Here is a 17,691-nt window from a genome sequence, read left to right on the forward strand (position 1 = left end):
TGGAAACTGTTTCGCACTTTCCTGAAATTGCCCTCACTCTGTTCTTTTCCCTCGCCCTTCGAGACGCCTCCCTTCGACAGGCTCGGGAGGCTCCTCAGGATGAGGGAGAAACGTGGCAATCGATCAACGTGAAACCATCACGATCTAATCGAGAAGAGCCGCAATCGCTGTCGGCGCATCTTCGCCGCGTTCGGCCAGTTCCTCGAATTCAACCACCTGATCGATGTCGGTGCCCATGGAGATATTGGTGACGCGTTCGAGAATGAATTCCAGCACGACCGGCACCTGATGTTCCTGCATCAGCGCTTTTGCTGTCTCAAATCCTTCAGCGAACTGGTCGGGACGACGCACCCGCACCGCCTTGCAACCAAGCCCTTCGGCAACGGCCACATGATCGACGCCATAGCCCTTTTCCGCATCGCCCGACGCATTGATATTGTCGAAGGCCAGGCTGACTTCGAAGTCCATGTTGAAACCGCGCTGCGCCTGACGGATGAGGCCGAGATAGGAATTGTTCACGACCACATGGATATAGGGCAGCTTGTGCTGCGCGCCGACCGCCAGTTCCTCGATCATGAACTGGAAATCGTAATCGCCGGACAGCGCGACGATGGGCCGGTCGGGATCGGCGGCGCGCACGCCAAGCGCCGCTGGCAAGGTCCAGCCAAGCGGCCCGGCCTGCCCGCAATTGATCCAGTTGCGCGGACGATAGACATGCAGGAACTGCGCGCCCGCAATCTGGCTGAGACCGATGGTCGTGACATAACAGGTGTCGCGCCCGAACGCCTTGTTCATCTCTTCATAGACGCGCTGCGGTTTCAGCGGCGTCTGCTCGAAATGGGTCTTGCGCAGCATGGTGCGCTTGCGCCCCTGACATTCCTCGGCCCAGCCGGACCAGTCGCGCAGCTTGCCCGCCGACTTCCATTCGGTGGCAACGTCCAGCAGCAGTTTCAGCGCCTTGCCCGCATCCGAGACAATGCCGAAATCCGGCGCGAAAACACGTCCGATCTGCGTCGGCTCGATGTCGATATGAATGAAGGTGCGATCCTTCCGGTAGGTATCGATCGTGCCGGTGTGCCGGTTGGCCCAGCGATTGCCGATGCCGATGACGCAATCGGAAGCAAGCAGGTTCGCATTGCCATAGCGATGCGACGTCTGGAGCCCGCACATGCCCGCCATCAGGCGATGATCGTCGGGAATAACGCCCCAGCCCATCAGGGTCGGGATGACCGGAATGCCGGTGATTTCGGCGAATTCAACCAGCAGATCGGAGGCATCGGCATTGATGATGCCGCCACCTGCAACGATCAGCGGGCGCTCCGCCGCGTTCAGCATGGCCAGCGCCTTTTCGGCCTGCGCCCGCGTCGCGGACGGCTTAAAGGCCTCCATCGGCTGATAGGTGTCGATGTCGAACTCGATTTCGGCCATCTGTACGTCGATCGGCAGGTCGATCAGGACCGGACCCGGACGGCCCGAACGCATGATGTGAAACGCCTTCTGGAAGACATACGGCACCAGTGCCGGTTCCATGACCGTGACCGCCCATTTGGTGACGGGGGCCGCGATCTTGGCAATATCAACCGCCTGAAAATCTTCCTTGTCGAGACGTGCGCGTGGGGCCTGTCCCGTGACGCAGAGGATCGGGATCGAGTCGGCCGACGCCGAATAAAGCCCGGTGATCATGTCGGTGCCAGCGGGGCCGGACGTACCGATGCACAGGCCGATATTGCCATGTCTGGCGCGGGTATAGCCCTCGGCCATATGCGAAGCGCCTTCGACATGACGCGCCAGTATGTGGCGGATCGAGCCACGCGCCTTCATGGCCGAATAAAACGGATTGATGGCTGCGCCCGGCACACCGAAAGCGCAATTGATCCCTTCTCTTTCCAGCACAAGCACCGCTGCATCGACTGCACGCATTCTGGCCATGGCCGTTCCTCCTATGGATACATTCTCCATTTACCTATGTTATTTTCAAAAAATGGAAATGCATACCATTATATGGAAATAAAGATTTTCAACGGAATGGCGATAATCGACGCCTCTTTTCGCACCCGCGGCAATGGGATAGTGATGGATAATCAGGGAATCGGAGGTGCGTTCATGGAACAGGCGAAGGCGAAGCGGGGCCGCAAGGCGGCGGAAGATGCCGCGCCCACTTCCGTGCAGGTTCTGGATCGCAGCCTGAAACTATTGGCGCTGATTGCCGAAAATGACGGATCGACGCTGACGGATCTGTCCGAGGCCAGCGGCATGGCTCCGTCCACGGTGCATCGGCTGCTATCGTCGCTCGCCAATCACGGCATGGTTACGCACGATCTGGAGACGGGAGACTGGGTGATCGGCGTCAAGGCCTTCGAGATCGGCAACGCCTTTCGCCGTTTCCGCAAGCTTGGCACGCTGGCGCGGCCCTATCTGAAACAGTTGATGGAAACGAGCGGCGAGACCGCCAATATCGGCGTCGAGGACGATGGCGATGTGGTTTTCATTTCGCAGATCGAAAGCCATGCGCCGATGCGCGCCTTCTTCCGCCCCGGTCGGCGCGGGCCGATCCACGCCTCGGGCATCGGCAAGGCGATCCTGTCCACCTGGTCGGACACGCAGATCGCCCATGCCCTACGCGGCAAAGCACTGGAACATTTTACGCCGCACACGCTCGATACGCTGCCCGTACTTCTGAAGGATATTCAGGCGACGCGCGTGCGTGGCTGGTCTATCGATGACGAAGAGCACACGCTTGGCATGTGCTGCATCGCAGCCCCGATTTTCAATGAATATGGCGAGGCGATAGCCGGCATTTCCGTTTCCGGCCCCGCCGTGCGTCTGCCGAAGAAAGCGTGGGACGAACTTGGACCGATGATCCGCTCGACCGCCGACGAACTGACAAGAGCCATCGGCGGCAAGCGCCCGGAAGAGTTTTAAGCGTAGCGATTTAAGGCTAAACCAACGATGCTCTTTTCCCTCATCCTTCGAGGCTTCGCTCCGCACCTCAGGATGAGGGAGAAGCGTAGCGATTGAGCCTTACAGTTCGGCCTTGAGCGGCTTTCCCGCCACATAGGTTTCGGCAATGGCGCGATCATCGCCCAGCGTCTGCAACAGGAACAGTTCCTGCTCCAGCGTCGCGCCCGCCGCCATGCGCAGCCGCATCGGCGATGTAGCCGACGAATCCAGCACCACGATATCGGCTTCCGTACCTTCGTCCAACGTGCCGATCCTGTCCTGCATCGACAGCGCCCGCGCATTGCCGAGCGTCATCATGTAGAAGGACTGGAATGGATTGAGCCGCTGCCCGCGCAATTGCAGAACCTTGTAGCCCTCATCCATGGTGCGCAGCATGGAAAAGCTGGTGCCGCCGCCGACATCGGTGGCAGCCGACATGCGCACCCCTGCCGCCTTCAGACGGTCGCGGTCGAAAAGGCCCGAACCGAGGAACAGGTTGGAGGTCGGGCAGAACACGGCGACCGAGCCGGTTTCCGCCATGACGCGCACTTCGCGGTCTTCCAAGTGGATCGAATGACCGAGCAGCGTCTTGTCGCCCAGAAGTCCGTAATGCTCGTAGATGCCGAGATAATCCGGCGCATCCGGGTAGAGCGACTTGGTGAAGGTGATCTCGTCGTGATTTTCCGACAAATGCGTCTGGATAAAACAGTCGGGATGTTCACGGGCAAGCGCCTGAGATGCTTCAAGCTGTTCCGGCGTCGAGGTGATGGCAAAACGCGGCGTGATCACATAGTCGAGGCGATCCTTGCCGTGCCAGCGCGCAATCAGCGCCTTGGTGTCGTCATAGCCCGACTGCGCCGTGTCGCAGAGTGCTGGCGGCGCGTTGCGATCCATCATCACCTTGCCGCCCAGCATCCGCATGTTGCGGGCTTGCGAAGCACGGAAATAGGCATCAGCGCTTTGCGGATGAACCGAGCAATAGGCAACCGCGGTCGTCGTACCATGGCGGATCAGCTCGTCCAGAAAGCGCTCGGCGATGAATTCGGCATGCTGCTCGTCGGCGAATTTCTGCTCGGCCACGAATGTATAGGTGTTGAGCCATTCCAGCAGATTGGCCGCATAGGAGGCGACAACCTGCGTCTGCGGATAATGGATATGCGTGTCGATGAAGCCGGGCAGGATCAGGTGCGGACGGTGATCCGCGACCTTCACATCCGCGCCCGCCTCCGCGCTCACACTGGCATAATCGCCAAGGCGCGCAATGCGTCCGCTTTCGACCAGCACCGCACCATCTTCGATATAGCGATAGGCGGCTGTGTCATCGAGCGCCTGCGGTTCGTCGCGAAAACTCAGCACGCGGCCACGGATGAGAAGTCTGGTCATTGGGTCTTTGCTCCAGTGGTGGCGGATTCATACCAGGAAGCGAGAAGCTGGCGCTCTTCCTCGCTCACGCCGGTAACATTGGCGGGCGGCATGGCATGGGAGCGACCCGCCTGCAAATAGATTTCGCGAGCATGGGCCGCGATATCCCGGTCCGTGTCGAGCACCACGCCCTTGGGCGGCGCGATGATGCCTTCCCAGCCCGGCTCCTTCGCGTGACACATGGCGCAGCGCCCCAGAACGGTATCCCGCACTTTTTCAAAATGCGGGTCCGAGATGAAAGACTGTTGCAGGGCCGAAACCTTCTGTTCCTCCGGTTCGCCGGTCAGAACCTTCGGCACCGTCGAGAGCCAGATGATTACGATGAACAGGATGACCGTGACGAGCCATGTCCAGGTCGGCTTGCCCTTGCGGGCGTGCTGCGTGTTGAACCAGTGGCGGATGGTGACGCCCATCAGGAACACCAGCGAGGCGATGATCCAGTTGAATTCGGTCCCGAAGGCCAGCGGATAGTGGTTCGACAGCATCAGGAACAGGACCGGCAGGGTCAGGTAATTGTTATGCGTCGAGCGCTGCTTGGCGATCTTGCCGTATTTCGGATCGGGCTTGCGGCCGGCGATCAGATCGGCAACCACGATCTTCTGGTTCGGAATGATGATCATGAACACATTGGCCGACATGATCGTCGCGGTGAACGCGCCCAGATGCAGGAAGGCAGCGCGGCCCGTGAAGAGATGCGTATAGCCCCATGCCACCAGCACCAGAATGACATAGAGCAGCACCATCAGAAGCGTGTCGCTCTTGCCCAGCATCAGTTTGCAGATGGTGTTATAGGCGATCCAGCCGAAGGCGAGCGATGCGATGGAAATCAGGATCGCGACCGGGCGCGACACGTCGAGCACATTCGGATCGATCAGATAGAGATCGGCGCCCGCATAATAGACGATGCAGAGCAGCGTAAAACCCGACAGCCATGTGGCATAGGATTCCCATTTGAACCAGGTCAGGTGTTCGGGCATCTGCGCGGGCGCAACCAGATATTTCTGGATGTGATAGAAACCGCCACCATGGACCTGCCATTCCTCGCCATAGGCCCCTTCCGGCAAGCCGGGACGTTGACGAAGGCCCAGATCGAGCGCGATGAAATAAAAGGACGAACCGATCCATGCAATCGCGGTGATGACATGCAGCCACCGCGCGGCAAAGCCCAGCCAGTCCCAGGCTACGGCGAAATCATACATCAGGCGCTCCCATTCTTGGCCCATTTCGAGGCCCCATTGTTCATTAGCCTATTATGTGCCAAAGCTTGGCGTCCGAGGGAACGCCGCATCGCGACCAGCACTTTCAAAAAAAAATATACAATTGGTGGAAGTCCGCATGTCTTATCTTGATAATCTGCGCGTTTTTGTGCGCGTTGTCGAATTGGGAAATCTGTCCGCCGCAGGCCGTGACCAGCGCGCATCTCCAGCCGTTGCGAGTAATCGAATCAAGGAGTTGGAGAAACATCTGGGGGTCAGGCTCTTCAACCGGACGACGCGCAAGCTGACGCCGACGGAACATGGCCGCACGTTCTATGACGGCGCCATCAAGATACTCGACGCTGTGGAAGAAGCCGAGGCGGCGGTAGCGGAACTGGCCAAGAATCCGAAGGGATCGATTCGCATCACGGCGCCGCTCGGCTTCGGCAGAAGGCTCATCGCATCGGGCATTCCAGAGTTTCACGACAAATATCCGGACATCGAGGTCCGGCTCCGCCTGTCCGACCACGAGGTCGATATCATGAGCGAAGGCGTGGATGTCGCGTTCAAGCTGGGCGTGCTGGAAAACTCCAATCTGCGGATGCGCGGCATCATGAATTGCGAGCGCGTCATCTGTGCCGCCCCTGAATATCTGGCCAAGCACGGGGTTCCGCAGTCCCCCGACGAACTGCTCGGCGACCAGCACGACTGCCTGTTGCTGCGCTTTCCGGGTTCGAAGGAATATTACTGGCTGCTCCAGACCGAGACGGGCCTGCGCAAGTTCGAAGTTACCGGCCCCTATGATTCCGATGACGGAGACGTGCTGACGCAATGGGCGCTCGGCGGTCGCGGCATCATCAACAAGCCGCTCTTCGAAGTGAAGGAATATCTGCGCGACGGGCGACTGGTGGCTCTCCTCGAAAACACGCCGCCGGCCCCGATCCAGCTTGCCGCCATCTATCCGCACAAGCGCTTTCAGGACCCGAAGGTGCGTCTCATCATCGATTTCATGACGGAGCGGTGCCAGCGGCTGATACGGGAAGCACTGGCATAAAAGAAAAAACCCGCCAGATCAGGCGGGTTGGGAAACTACGACCTTACTCAGAACGGCGGCCAACACTTCCGCCGTGACCAAGGCGGCGATAACTTCCGGCCTTTTGTCTTTCACAACGGCGCCGCCAACCGGACAAACCAGTTTTTCAAACAGGTCTTCGCGCCCGACCTCGCGCTTCAGCCAGTTCCTGAATGTCGCTTTCTTGGTTTTCGAACCAATCATGCCGACATAGACCGCGTCACCGCGCTGCAAAGCCTCGGCAACGATCAGAAAGTCCAGCGCATGGTCATGGGTGAGGACGATGAAGGCGCTGCCCGGCGGGGCGGAACGCACGACCTGTTCGGGCATGGCGGAAAGACAGGTTTCGACCCCCGGAACATCGCAGGCCATCAGCTCCGCCTCCCGCGTATCCACCAGCACAACCCTGACGGGCGTGAGCGCGAGCGCCAATGCCAGCGCATCGCCGACATGGCCCGCGCCGAAGACATAGACATGCGGACGCGTCGCGATTTCCGCATCGACCTTGCCGACAAGTTCGTCTGCGAGGCCACGGGTCACGGACCGGAAGCTCAGGCCCACGCGACCGCCGCAGCACTGGCCGATCTCCGGGCCCAAGGGCACGTCCATCGGCGTATCCAGGGCCCCGGCGAGAATTTTTCGCGCGTGGTCGATAGCCATATATTCGAGCTGCCCGCCGCCAATGGTGCGAAAGATCATGTCGCGTGCAACCAGCATCCACGCCCCCGCATCGCGGGGGGCAGAGCCTTTCACATCGGTCACTTCAACCAGAACGCTGTTGGGACGCCGGTTGAGAAAAGCCCGGATATCGTCGCGTGCGCCCGGCATTCCGCTAACCCTTTTGGCTGCGAAGCCGTTCGACGGCCATCAGCACGCGTTCCGGCGTGGCAGGCGCATCGAGACGCGGACAGACCTTATAGTCCGCCACGCTGGCGACGGCATCGGCAAGAGCGTGCAGGACCGACAGGCCAAGCGGCAGCGGCGGTTCGCCGACAGCCTTGGAACGATGGATGGTCGGCTCATAGGCTTCCGACCAGTCGGTCAGCGCGACGTTGAAGATCTTGGGCCGGTCCGATGCCAGCGGAATCTTGTAGGTGGACGGCGCGTGGGTGCGAAGCCGTCCCTTGTCGTCCCAGACAAGTTCTTCCGTCGTCAGCCAGCCCACGCCCTGCACAAAACCGCCCTCGACCTGACCGATATCGATGGCGCGGTTGAGCGAACGCCCGGTATCGTGCAGGATATCGGTGCGCTCCACCACATATTCGCCGGTCAGCGTATCGACGGAAACTTCGGAACAGGCTGCCCCGTAAGCATAGTAATAGAAGGCGTGGCCCCGGCCCTTGGCGCGATCCCAGTGAATTTTCGGCGTCTTGTAATGGCCCGAAGCCGAAAGCTGTACGCGGCCGATATAGGCCTGCCTCACCAGATCATTGAAGCTGATTTCCTGATTGCCGACGCGAACCCGGTTCGGCAGGAACACGATCTGGTCTTCCGGCACCTGATGCTGTTCGGCAGCAAAGCGAATGAGGCGCTTCTTGATCTGGCGCGCGGCGTCCTGCGCGGCCATGCCATTGAGATCGGCACCGGAAGAAGCGGCTGTCGGCGCGGTATTCGGCACTTTCGCAGTCGTCGTCGCGGTGATCTTCACCCGGTCGATGTCGATCTGGAATTCCTCCGCCACGACCTGCGCCACCTTCATGTGAAGGCCCTGCCCCATCTCCGTGCCGCCGTGGTTCATATGCACCGAGCCATCGGCATAGACGTGCACCAGCGCGCCCGCCTGGTTGGCTTCGGTCTTGGTGAAGGAAATGCCGAACTTGACCGGCGTCAGCGCGATGCCGCGTTTCACATAGCGGCTTTTCGCGTTGAATTCGCGGATCGCTTCGCGGCGCTTTTGATAGTCCGCGCTTTCCTCAAGCTCGGCAATGATGCGCTGGATGATGCAGTCTTCCACCTTCTGGTGATAGGGTGTGACATTGCGCGCGCCGTCGGCACCCATGGCATCGTAGAAATTCAGTTTGCGGATTTCGAGCGGGTCCTTGCCGACGGCGAAAGCCACTTCGTCGATGACGCGTTCCGCGCCGACCATACCCTGCGGGCCGCCGAAGCCGCGGAACGCCGTATTTGACACGGTGTTGGTATAAAGCGGCGCCGACTGCGCGTGAACCGCCGGGTAGAAATAGGCATTGTCGCAGTGGAACAGTGCGCGATCGCCGACCGGACCGGAAAGATCGGCCGAGAAACCGGCATTGAGCGCGAAGAGATAATCGACGCCCAGAATATTGCCTTCATCGTCGAAGCCGACTTCATAGTCGATGACGAAACCGTGGCGCTTGCCGGTCGAGGTCATGTCCTCGTCGCGGTCGAGCCGGATTTTCATGGCGCGCCTGTGTTTCTTGGCCGCGATGGCGACAATTGCCGCCCACTGGTTGGCCTGCGTTTCCTTGCCGCCGAAACCGCCGCCCATGCGGCGCACCTCGACCGTCACCGAATGGCTTGGAACCCCCAGCGCATGGGCGACCAGATGCTGCGTCTCGCTTGGCCCCTGCGTGGAGCAATAGACGGTGACGTCCTCGTCCTCTCCGGGAATGGCCAGCGAAACCTGCCCTTCAAGATAGAAGTGGTCCTGCCCGCCCAGATACATGCGGTTTTTGATGCTGTGCGGGGCGGCGTCGATTGCAGCGCGGGCATCGCCGCGCTTCAGTGTCAGCGGCGTGGTGACGAGCCTGTCCTTCGTCCCATCCAGCGCGTCGATGGAATAGACGCCCGCTGTTTCCTCATATTCGACCTTGCCTAGACGCGCCGCACGGCGGGCCTGATCGCGGGTCTTCGCGATAACCGCGAAGATCGGCTGGCCGTGGAACTCCACCTTGTCGACGGCAAAGATCGGGTCGTCATGCATGGCCGATGGCGAGACGTCGTTTTCGCCGGGCACGTCCCTGTAAGTCAGCACATCGACCACGCCAGGGGCAGCGAGAACCGCCTCCAGATCGACAGAGCTGATCGTGCCATGCGCGACGGTGGAAAAGCCGACGCCGATATGCAGCGTGCCTTCGGGTTCGGGAATATCGTCGATATAGACGGCCGTTCCCGTCACATGCTTGTGCGCGGAATCGTGCTTCTGGTCGGTGGCGACACCGCCCCTGATCGCAGCAGTGCTGCGGGCGGCTTTCAATGCGTTTGCCGAATGTTCGTTCATGGTCGCCTCCTTCACGCAGCCGCGATTTCCGCCGCGCGCAGCGGCTCGTAGCTGCCGTCCGTTTCAGCGAAGAAGCGGCGCAGAAGATTGCGCGCCGCAAGCAGCCTGTATTCCGCCGTCGCGCGCATGTCGGTCAGGGGCGCATAGTCCCGCGCATAGGCTTCGAGCGCGGATTCCACCGTCGCTTCCTCCCACGGCTTGCCTTTAAGCGCCGCCTCGACCGCATCTGCCCGCTTCGGCGTTGCCGCCATGCCGCCATAGGCGATGCGGACCGTCGCAACATTTCGCGCCGCATCGAGTGTCAGGTAGAACGCGCCGAGCGTGGCGGTGATGTCCTCCTCGAAACGTTTCGAGACCTTGTAGATGGCGAAATGGCTGCCTTCGACCGGAACCGGCACATGCACGGCCTCGACGAATTCGCCGGGCGCGCGGTCCTGCTTGCCATAGGCGATGAAGAATTCTTCCAGCGGAATGGTGCGGCGCTCCGCGCCCTTGCGCAAGGTCAGCGTCGCGCCAAGCGCGATCAGCGGCGGCGGCGTGTCGCCGATGGGCGAACCGTTGGCGATGTTGCCGCCGATAGTGCCCATGTTGCGCACCTGCTCGCCGCCGATACGGTTGATGAGCTGTCCGAGCGCCGGTATGCGCCTGGCGAGAAAGTCGAAAGCCTCGCTATAGGTCACGCCCGCGCCGATGGTGACGATGCCATCCACTTCGCGGATCTTCCGCAATTCCTCGATATGGCCGATGAAGACTGCCGGCGAAATATCGCGCATCATCTTCGTGACCCAAAGGCCGACATCGGTCGAGCCGGCAACGATGGTGGCTTTCGGCTCGGCGGCGAGAATGGCGGCGAAGTCGTCGAGATCGGCGGGCACGACCAGCCGGTCCTCGCCCTTCCCGATTTCGACGCGGGCGCCGTCCCGCATGGCAGTCAGTTTTGCAAGAACATGAGCGCGTTCCGCCGCAAGCGGGTCTTGTTCAATTGTACCATAATCGGAAATGGCACGCGCCGCGCGCATGATCGCCTCATAGCCGGTGCAACGGCACAGATTGCCCTGAAGCGCCTTTTCGATCTGCGCATCGGCAGGCTTCGGCTCGCGCATCCACAAGGCATAGAGCGACATGACGAAGCCCGGCGTGCAGAAGCCGCATTGCGAGCCGTGGAATTCGATCATCGCCTTCTGCACCGGATGAAGATCGCCGTCGGCGCCGCGCAGATGTTCGACCGTCACGACATGGCAGCCATCCAGCGAACCGACGAAACGGATGCAGGCGTTGACGCTTTCATAGACCAGCGCGCCATCGACGACTTTGCCGACAAGCACCGTGCAGGCCCCGCAATCGCCTTCGCCGCAGCCTTCCTTGGTACCGCGCAGCTTGGCGGACAGGCGCAGATGGTCGAGCAGCGTATCGGTCGGCGAAACGCGGTCGAGTTCAACCGTCTCATCGTTCAGAAGAAAGCGGATCGTATGTCGCACAGACTGGCTCATGGCGCTTAGCTCCCGCGATAGGTGGAATAGGAAAAAGGCGAAACCAGAAGCGGCACATGATAATGCGCCTTTTCATCCGAAATGCCAAAGCGCAGCGGCACCACGTCGAGGAACGGCATGGCGCCTTCCGCCTTGCCGAAATATTCTCCGACATGGAACAGAAGCTCGTAAACGCCCGCCCGCAATTCCTCGCCCGACAGTAGAGGCTCGTTGCAGCGGCCGTCATCGTTCGTACGGATTTCCCGTATCGCTTCCGCCTGCTGATTCTCGATGCGACGCAATTCGATGCGCAGATTAGCCGCGGGCTTGCCGCTTGCCGTATCGAGGACATGCGTCGTCAACCGGCCGACACCGTTTCGTTCCTGACCCATTTGCACTCCTCAAGCTTGCCGATTCTTTTGCCCTTTGGCGCAAGAATAATGCAAGGCTTTGATTTTCCGTGATTTATTTTCGCCGGACGCCATCGGCGGCTGTCGGGCAAAAACCACACCATGTTCCCATCATTCAGTATTTCGCTATCTTCCGCATTGGGAAAGATGCTTATCGTTGGATGTCTTTCAAATTTTTGAAGGGGAATGGTGGCGGTAAATCTTTATTATCATGCACAAAACGAACGAAAACGAGGGAAGACCCGCATGAAATATCCGCGCAATCTCGTCGGCTACGGACGCAATACGCCAGACCCGCGCTGGCCGGGAGGGGCAAACATCGCCGTGCAGTTCGTCGTCAATTACGAGGAAGGCGGCGAAAGCTGCATTCTTGACGGCGATCCGGCTTCCGAATGCCTGCTTTCCGAGATTGTCGGGGCGCAGGCATGGAACGGCCAGCGCAACCTCAACATGGAATCAATCTATGAATATGGCGCACGCTCCGGCTTCTGGCGCCTCTGGCGCGCCTTTACCCGCCGCAACATGCCCGTCACCGTCTATGGCGTGACGCTTGCCATGGCGCGCAACCCGGAAGCGGTTGCCGCCATGAAGGAAGCCGACTGGGAAATCGCCAGCCACGGCCTGCGCTGGTGGGAATATAAGGACGTGCCGGAGGAGGTGGAGCGCGAGCATATCCGCGAGGCCGTGCGTCTGCACACGGAAATCACCGGCTCGCGCCCGCTCGGCATCTATCAGGGCAAGCCGTCCGACAACACGCTGAAACTGGTGATGGAGGAAGGCGGTTTCCTCTATTCCGCCGATTCCTATGCCGACGAACTGCCCTACTGGGTGCAGGGGCCGGAAGGCCCGCATCTCATCGTGCCCTATACGCTCGACGCCAACGACATGCGCTTCGCCACGCCGCAGGGGTTCAACTCCGGCGACCAGTTCTTCACCTATCTGAAGGATAGTTTCGACGTGCTCTATCGCGAAGGCGCGGAAGGCGCGCCGAAGATGATGTCCATCGGCCTGCATTGCCGTCTGGCCGGGCGTCCGGGCCGCGTGGCGGCGCTCGAACGCTTTCTCGATTACGTGCAGGGCCACGACAAGGTCTGGGTTGCAAAGCGCGTCGATATTGCCCGCCACTGGCATGAAAACTACAGGCCGGTCGTGGCCGATGTCGTGCCTTCCAAGGCCAGCAAGGCCGAATTTGTGGCACGCTATGGCAGTATTTTCGAGCATTCGCCATGGATCGCAGAACGCGCCCATGATGCCGGGCTTGGGCTTGCGCAGGACAGCGCGTCGGGTCTGGCCGCAGCCATGACGGCCGTATTTCGCAAGGCTTCAGCGGAAGAGCGGCTTGGCGTTCTCAATGCGCACCCCGACCTTGCGGGCAAGCTGGCGCAGGCGAAACGCCTGACCGCGGAATCGACCGCCGAACAGGCCGCAGCCGGTCTCGACGCGCTGACCGATGCGGAAAAGCAGACTTTCACCGAATTGAACGACGCCTATACGCAGAAATTCGGATTTCCCTTCATCATTGCCGTGAAGGGGCGCAACAAAAAGGAAATCCTCGATGCTTTCCAGCATCGTGTTTCCAACGACCGCGATACGGAGTTCGAAACCGCCTGCGCGCAGGTGGAACGCATCGCTCTCCTGCGTCTGAAAGACATTCTTCCCGAAACGCTCTACTGATCGGACTTATCATGAGCCGCAATTATTATGCACCGACGGGCGGCCTGCCGCCGCAGACGCAGCTTCTCACCGACCGCGCCATGTTCACCGAAGCCTACGCAATCATCCCGAAAGGCACGTTCAGCGACATCGTGACGAGCTTCCTGCCCTTCTGGGACAAGACAAGGGCGTGGGTGATCGCGCGTCCGCTCTCCGGTTTCGCCGAGACTTTCTCGCAATATATCATGGAAGTGCAGCCGGGCGGCGGCAGCGACCGCGCCGAACTGGACGATGGCGCGGAAGGCGTGCTGTTCGTGGTGGAAGGCGAAGTGACCGTAACGGCAGCAGGCGAAAAGCATGTGCTGACCGAGGGCGGCTATGCCTATCTGCCGCCGAAGAGCGGCTGGCGGCTTCGCAACGAAGGCTCTGCCACGGCGCGCTTTCACTGGGTGCGCAAGGCCTATGAATATGTGGACGGGCTCGACGTACCCAAGCCGCTTTTCCTCAACGAAAAGAACATCGCGCCGACGCCCATGCCGGACACAAACGGCGCGTGGGCCACGACGCGCTTTGTCGATCCCAACGATCTCAGCCACGACATGCATGTGACCATCGTGACCTTCGAGCCGGGCGGCGTGATCCCCTTTGCCGAAACCCATGTGATGGAGCACGGGCTTTATGTGCTGGAAGGCAAGGCCGTCTACCGTCTCAATCAGGACTGGGTGGAAGTGGAAGCCGGCGACTTCATGTGGCTGCGCGCGTTTTGCCCGCAGGCTTGCTATGCGGGCGGTCCCGGCAAATTCCGCTATCTGCTCTACAAGGACGTCAATCGCCACATGAAACTGTCGCGATAAACAAACAAGGCCGGGATCGCTCCCGGCCTTTTCATTTGAGCATGAAACAGGGTTACTTGCCCGCCGCCTGCGCGGCATAGACATAGCTGTCATAGGTATATTCGGCGACGCGGAACCATTCGAAGCCCTCGTCGCGGAACTTCTTCCAGCTCGGATAGATCTTCGCCCAGGCCGGATTGCTCTCGCTATATTCCGCGTAGAGATCGAAGGCGACCTTGTAGGCAGCGTCGAGCACTTCACGCGGCAGCGGCTGCAACTTCACGCCCTTCGACACCAGCGAACGGATCGCCGCCGTATTCTTCACGTCGTAAAGCGTGATCATGTTCTGGGTCGCGGCTTCCGCAGCCGTGTTCAGCGCCACCTTGTAGGCTTCCGGCAGGCTTTCATACTGCTGCTTGTTGATGAAGAAGTGGACCGAAGCGCCGCCTTCCCAGAACGCCGGATAATAATAATACGGTGCGATCTGGTAGAAGCCGAGCTTTTCGTCGTCATACGGACCGACCCATTCGGCGGCGTCGATGGTGCCGCGTTCCAGAGACGGGTAGATATCGCCGCCGGGAAGCTGCTGCGGCACGACGCCGAGGCGCGACATGACTTCGCCCGCCACACCGGCGATGCGCATCTTGAGGCCCTTGAGGTCGGCAAGGCTCTTGATTTCCTTGCGATACCAGCCGCCCATCTGTGCAGCCGTATTACCGCCGACGATGCCGACGACGCCGTAATCCGACAGGAACTCGTTATAGAGTTCGTTGCCGCCGCCATGGTAAAGCCAGGCGTTCTGCAGGCGCGTGTTCATGCCGAAGGGAATGGCGGTGCCGATGGCGAAGGCCGGGTTCTTGCCGGTGAAATAATAGCCGCAGGTATGGGCCATTTCGACCGTGTTGGCCTGCACGGCATCGATGGCCTGCGGACCGGGCACGATTTCGCCAGCCTGAAACACCTGGATCTGGAACTTGCCGCCCGTCATTTTGGAAACGGCATCGGCCATATAGACCGCACCGCCATAGATGGTGTCCAGATTGTTCGGGAAGCCCGAAGTCAGACGCCAGCGCAGGGTTGGCAGTTCCTGCGCGATTGCCGGCGTGGCAAGCGACGCCCCGCTTGCCGCCGCGGCAGCGCCAATGGCGGCGCCCTTGGTCAGAAATGTCCGTCGATTCAAATCCTGTTTCATGTCTTTCCTCCTCGAAGACCAGAGCGGGATGATTTCAAGTTGAACCACTATCCCGCTCTAACCATTTGTTTGGACATGATCTTTTTCCAAAAACCGGTTCCCACTTTTTGGGATCATGCTCCAGGTTCTCACTCATGCGCAGTGCCGGCCCCCCTCACTGCGCGGGTTTTTCCTCTTGTGGCGCTCCCTGACCGAAAGACGGCGGGGGTGGCGTTCCAAACGATGGCGCGGGCAGCGGCTCGCTGGAAGGTGACGGAGAAGGTGCACCGAACGGCGCCGGTGCAGTACCGAACGGATTGCCGCCACCGGCATCCGGTCCCATATTCGGCATCGGGACGTTGATCTGGATCGTGGACGGGTCCAGTTGCTTCTGGCTGCCCTTGTAGTGCGTGACGATGCCAGGGAAGCTTATGATGATCACGACCATCACGAGCTGGATCAGCAGGAACGGTATCGATCCCATGTAAATCTGCCCCGACGTGACCGGCTGGATGGTCGCGCCCGTCACCTTGTCCTTGTAGGACCGGGTTGGCGCGACGGAGCGCAGGTAGAACAGCGAGAAGCCGAACGGCGGATGCATGAACGATGTCTGCATGTTGACCGCCAGCATGACGCCGAACCAGACGAGATCGATGCCAAGGCTGTCCGCCACCGGCGCCAGAAGCGGGATGATGATGAAGGCCAGCTCGAAATAATCGAGGAAGAAGGCCAGAAAGAACACCAGAATATTGGCGACGATCAGGAAGCCCACTTCGCCGCCGGGAATGGATGTCATCAGGTGTTCGACCCAGACATGGCCGTTCACCCCGTAAAAGGTGAGCGAGAAAACGCGCGCGCCAAGCAGGATGAAGATGACGAAGGACGACAGTTTCGCCGTCGCGTAAAGCGCCGAGGTCAAAATCGTCAGGTTGAGACGGCGATTGACGATAGCGAGAAGCAGCGCGCCGACTGCACCCATGGCGCCGCCTTCCGTCGGCGTGGCAAGGCCGATGAAGATGGTGCCCAGCACGAGGAATATCAGCACGAGCGGCGGCAGAAGCGAAATCACCACACGCTGGGCGAGCCGCCAGCCTCTCAGGGTTCGCGCCTGCGGCGGCAGGGCGGGCACCGTCTCCGGCCGCAGGATCGCCATGCCGACGATGAAGGCGCAGTAAAAGCCGACGAGCAGAAGGCCGGGAACGAGCGCGCCCTTGTACATATCGCCCACGGAGCGTCCAAGCTGGTCGGCAAGAACGATGAGAACGAGGCTTGGCGGAACGATCTGCGCCAACGTGCCGGAAGCCACGATCGTGCCGCTGGCGAGTTTACGGTCATAGCCGTAGCGCAGCATGATCGGCAGGGAAATGAGGCCCATCGAGATGACCGACGCCGCGACCACGCCCGTCGTTGCCGCCAGAAGCGCCCCGACGATGATGACCGCGAATGCGAGACCGCCGCGCACCGGCCCGAAAAGCTGCCCGATCGTATCGAGCAGATCTTCCGCCATGCCGCTTCGCTCCAGAATCAGGCCCATGAAGGTGAAGAACGGAATGGCAAGCAATGTCTCGTTGGACATCTGCCCGAAGATGCGATCGGGAATGGCCTGGAACAGATTGACCGGCAGCATACCCATTTCGATGCCGACAAAGCCGAAGGCGAAACCGACAAAGGCAAGCGCAAAGGCCACCGGATAGCCGAGCAGCAGCACGAACACCAGCGACAGGAACATAAGGGGAGCGAGATTCTCCGCGATAAAGGCAATCATATTCATTCCCCTCAGAGCGCCTGTGCGGCCGCATCTTCAGCGGCGACCGTGTCCGGAATCCGCCCTTGCAGGATGGCAATGCGCTTGATGAGTTCGGATATGCCTTGCAGCGCCAGAAGGCCGAAGCCGATGGGAACGAACATCCAGACCGGCCATAGCACCAACCCGCCCGTATTGTTGGAAGTCTCGCCGCTGGCAAGCTTGGCCGCGACGACGGGCCAGGAAAGATAGATCGTGATGATGCAGAACGGCAGAAGGAAGAAGATCGTGCCGAAAATCTCGACCAGTAGCTGGGTGCGTCGCGAATAGCGGCTGTAAAGGAGGTCGACCCTGACATGCTCGCTGTGCAGCAGCGTATAACCGGCCGCGATCAGGAACACCGCGGAGAACAGATACCACTGCGCTTCCAGCCAGGCATTGGAACTGACATTGAAAAGCTTGCGCGAAATCGCGTTGATGGCGCTGATGAGAACGGCCACAAGTATCAGCCAGGATACCGATTTTCCGATGAATTCATTCGCCGCGTCGACAGCGCGCGACAGCGCCAGTAAAACTGACATC

At 60.3% G+C, this 17,691-nt stretch carries 14 protein-coding genes; 4 read left to right on the forward strand and 10 right to left on the reverse strand.

What is annotated here, in order from left to right:
• Positions 1-144 precede the first annotated feature (144 nt).
• The gene (gene gcl, locus FHS76_RS10540) at positions 145-1,929 is read right to left on the reverse strand and encodes a glyoxylate carboligase (RefSeq protein WP_183651850.1); all 1,785 of its coding nucleotides are present in this window, start codon (positions 1,927-1,929) and stop codon (positions 145-147) included.
• A gap of 174 nt (positions 1,930-2,103) precedes the next feature.
• On the opposite strand from gcl, the gene FHS76_RS10545 reads away from it, so the two are divergent.
• Positions 2,104-2,922 carry an IclR family transcriptional regulator gene (locus FHS76_RS10545; RefSeq protein ID WP_183652350.1) on the forward strand — a complete coding sequence of 273 codons (819 nt, stop codon included), beginning with the start codon at positions 2,104-2,106 and terminating at the stop codon, positions 2,920-2,922.
• Positions 2,923-3,021: 99 nt separating this feature from the next.
• Here the strand turns inward: FHS76_RS10545 and guaD are convergent, their stop codons facing one another.
• Both guaD and FHS76_RS10555 read right to left on the reverse strand, forming a co-directional pair.
• Positions 3,022-4,323 carry a guanine deaminase gene (gene guaD / locus FHS76_RS10550; RefSeq protein WP_183651852.1) on the reverse strand — a complete coding sequence of 434 codons (1,302 nt, stop codon included), beginning with the start codon at positions 4,321-4,323 and terminating at the stop codon, positions 3,022-3,024.
• Positions 4,320-5,561 carry a urate hydroxylase PuuD gene (locus FHS76_RS10555; protein ID WP_183652353.1) on the reverse strand — a complete coding sequence of 414 codons (1,242 nt, stop codon included), beginning with the start codon at positions 5,559-5,561 and terminating at the stop codon, positions 4,320-4,322. Before FHS76_RS10555 ends, guaD begins: the two co-directional genes overlap by 4 nt.
• 136 nt (positions 5,562-5,697) lie before the next feature.
• Here FHS76_RS10555 and FHS76_RS10560 point away from each other — a divergent pair, with 136 nt between their 5' ends.
• A complete protein-coding gene (locus FHS76_RS10560; RefSeq protein ID WP_183651854.1) occupies positions 5,698-6,612 on the forward strand; it encodes a LysR family transcriptional regulator in 915 nt (304 codons plus the stop codon).
• An 18-nt stretch (positions 6,613-6,630) separates the two neighbouring features.
• Here FHS76_RS10560 and xdhC read toward each other — a convergent pair whose 3' ends face one another.
• The 4 genes from xdhC to uraH are packed head-to-tail and all read right to left on the reverse strand — an operon-like array spanning position 6,631 to position 11,690.
• Positions 6,631-7,458 (reverse strand): xanthine dehydrogenase accessory protein XdhC, encoded by an 828-nt coding sequence (gene xdhC, locus FHS76_RS10565; protein WP_183651857.1) that lies wholly within the window; start codon positions 7,456-7,458, stop codon positions 6,631-6,633.
• A 4-nt stretch (positions 7,459-7,462) separates the two neighbouring features.
• Positions 7,463-9,829, reverse strand: coding sequence for a xanthine dehydrogenase molybdopterin binding subunit (gene xdhB, locus FHS76_RS10570; RefSeq protein WP_183651860.1), 2,367 nt, complete (start codon positions 9,827-9,829; stop codon positions 7,463-7,465).
• Between the two features lie 11 nt (positions 9,830-9,840).
• Positions 9,841-11,319: a xanthine dehydrogenase small subunit gene (gene xdhA, locus FHS76_RS10575; protein ID WP_183651863.1), complete on the reverse strand. Its 1,479-nt coding sequence runs from the start codon at positions 11,317-11,319 to the stop codon at positions 9,841-9,843.
• Positions 11,320-11,324: 5 nt separating this feature from the next.
• Complete coding sequence (gene uraH, locus FHS76_RS10580) at positions 11,325-11,690, reverse strand: hydroxyisourate hydrolase (RefSeq protein WP_183651867.1); 366 nt, start codon at positions 11,688-11,690, stop codon at positions 11,325-11,327.
• 264 nt (positions 11,691-11,954) lie between these two features.
• On the opposite strand from uraH, the gene puuE reads away from it, so the two are divergent.
• Both puuE and FHS76_RS10590 read left to right on the forward strand, forming a co-directional pair.
• On the forward strand, positions 11,955-13,382 hold the full coding sequence (gene puuE, locus FHS76_RS10585) for an allantoinase PuuE (protein ID WP_183651870.1): 1,428 nt from the start codon (positions 11,955-11,957) through the stop codon (positions 13,380-13,382).
• An 11-nt stretch (positions 13,383-13,393) separates the two neighbouring features.
• Positions 13,394-14,215 carry a bifunctional allantoicase/(S)-ureidoglycine aminohydrolase gene (locus FHS76_RS10590; RefSeq protein WP_183651874.1) on the forward strand — a complete coding sequence of 274 codons (822 nt, stop codon included), beginning with the start codon at positions 13,394-13,396 and terminating at the stop codon, positions 14,213-14,215.
• Positions 14,216-14,267: 52 nt separating this feature from the next.
• Here the strand turns inward: FHS76_RS10590 and FHS76_RS10595 are convergent, their stop codons facing one another.
• The 3 genes from FHS76_RS10595 to FHS76_RS10605 all read right to left on the reverse strand — a co-directional run bounded on the left by FHS76_RS10595 (position 14,268) and on the right by FHS76_RS10605 (position 17,690).
• Complete coding sequence (locus FHS76_RS10595; RefSeq protein WP_183651877.1) at positions 14,268-15,386, reverse strand: TRAP transporter substrate-binding protein; 1,119 nt, start codon at positions 15,384-15,386, stop codon at positions 14,268-14,270.
• A gap of 154 nt (positions 15,387-15,540) precedes the next feature.
• On the reverse strand, positions 15,541-17,130 hold the full coding sequence (locus FHS76_RS10600) for a TRAP transporter large permease (RefSeq protein WP_183651879.1): 1,590 nt from the start codon (positions 17,128-17,130) through the stop codon (positions 15,541-15,543).
• Positions 17,131-17,141: 11 nt separating this feature from the next.
• A complete protein-coding gene (locus tag FHS76_RS10605; protein WP_183651883.1) occupies positions 17,142-17,690 on the reverse strand; it encodes a TRAP transporter small permease subunit in 549 nt (182 codons plus the stop codon).
• Position 17,691: the final 1 nt, after the last annotated feature.

The organism is Brucella daejeonensis (genome assembly GCF_014199265.1).
In the GTDB taxonomy this organism is placed as follows: domain Bacteria; phylum Pseudomonadota; class Alphaproteobacteria; order Rhizobiales; family Rhizobiaceae; genus Brucella; species Brucella daejeonensis.

Bases quoted from the DNA above. Each gene is read 5' to 3' on its own strand.
- gcl (WP_183651850.1), bottom strand. From the start codon at position 1,929: ATGGCCAGAATGCGTGCAGTCGATGCAGCGGTGCTTGTGCTGGAAAGA.
- FHS76_RS10545 (WP_183652350.1), top strand. From the start codon at position 2,104: ATGGAACAGGCGAAGGCGAAGCGGGGCCGCAAGGCGGCGGAAGATGCC.
- guaD (WP_183651852.1), bottom strand. From the start codon at position 4,323: ATGACCAGACTTCTCATCCGTGGCCGCGTGCTGAGTTTTCGCGACGAA.
- FHS76_RS10555 (WP_183652353.1), bottom strand. From the start codon at position 5,561: ATGTATGATTTCGCCGTAGCCTGGGACTGGCTGGGCTTTGCCGCGCGG.
- FHS76_RS10560 (WP_183651854.1), top strand. From the start codon at position 5,698: ATGTCTTATCTTGATAATCTGCGCGTTTTTGTGCGCGTTGTCGAATTG.
- xdhC (WP_183651857.1), bottom strand. From the start codon at position 7,458: ATGCCGGGCGCACGCGACGATATCCGGGCTTTTCTCAACCGGCGTCCC.
- xdhB (WP_183651860.1), bottom strand. From the start codon at position 9,829: ATGAACGAACATTCGGCAAACGCATTGAAAGCCGCCCGCAGCACTGCT.
- xdhA (WP_183651863.1), bottom strand. From the start codon at position 11,319: ATGAGCCAGTCTGTGCGACATACGATCCGCTTTCTTCTGAACGATGAG.
- uraH (WP_183651867.1), bottom strand. From the start codon at position 11,690: ATGGGTCAGGAACGAAACGGTGTCGGCCGGTTGACGACGCATGTCCTC.
- puuE (WP_183651870.1), top strand. From the start codon at position 11,955: ATGAAATATCCGCGCAATCTCGTCGGCTACGGACGCAATACGCCAGAC.
- FHS76_RS10590 (WP_183651874.1), top strand. From the start codon at position 13,394: ATGAGCCGCAATTATTATGCACCGACGGGCGGCCTGCCGCCGCAGACG.
- FHS76_RS10595 (WP_183651877.1), bottom strand. From the start codon at position 15,386: ATGAAACAGGATTTGAATCGACGGACATTTCTGACCAAGGGCGCCGCC.
- FHS76_RS10600 (WP_183651879.1), bottom strand. From the start codon at position 17,130: ATGATTGCCTTTATCGCGGAGAATCTCGCTCCCCTTATGTTCCTGTCG.
- FHS76_RS10605 (WP_183651883.1), bottom strand. From the start codon at position 17,690: ATGTCAGTTTTACTGGCGCTGTCGCGCGCTGTCGACGCGGCGAATGAA.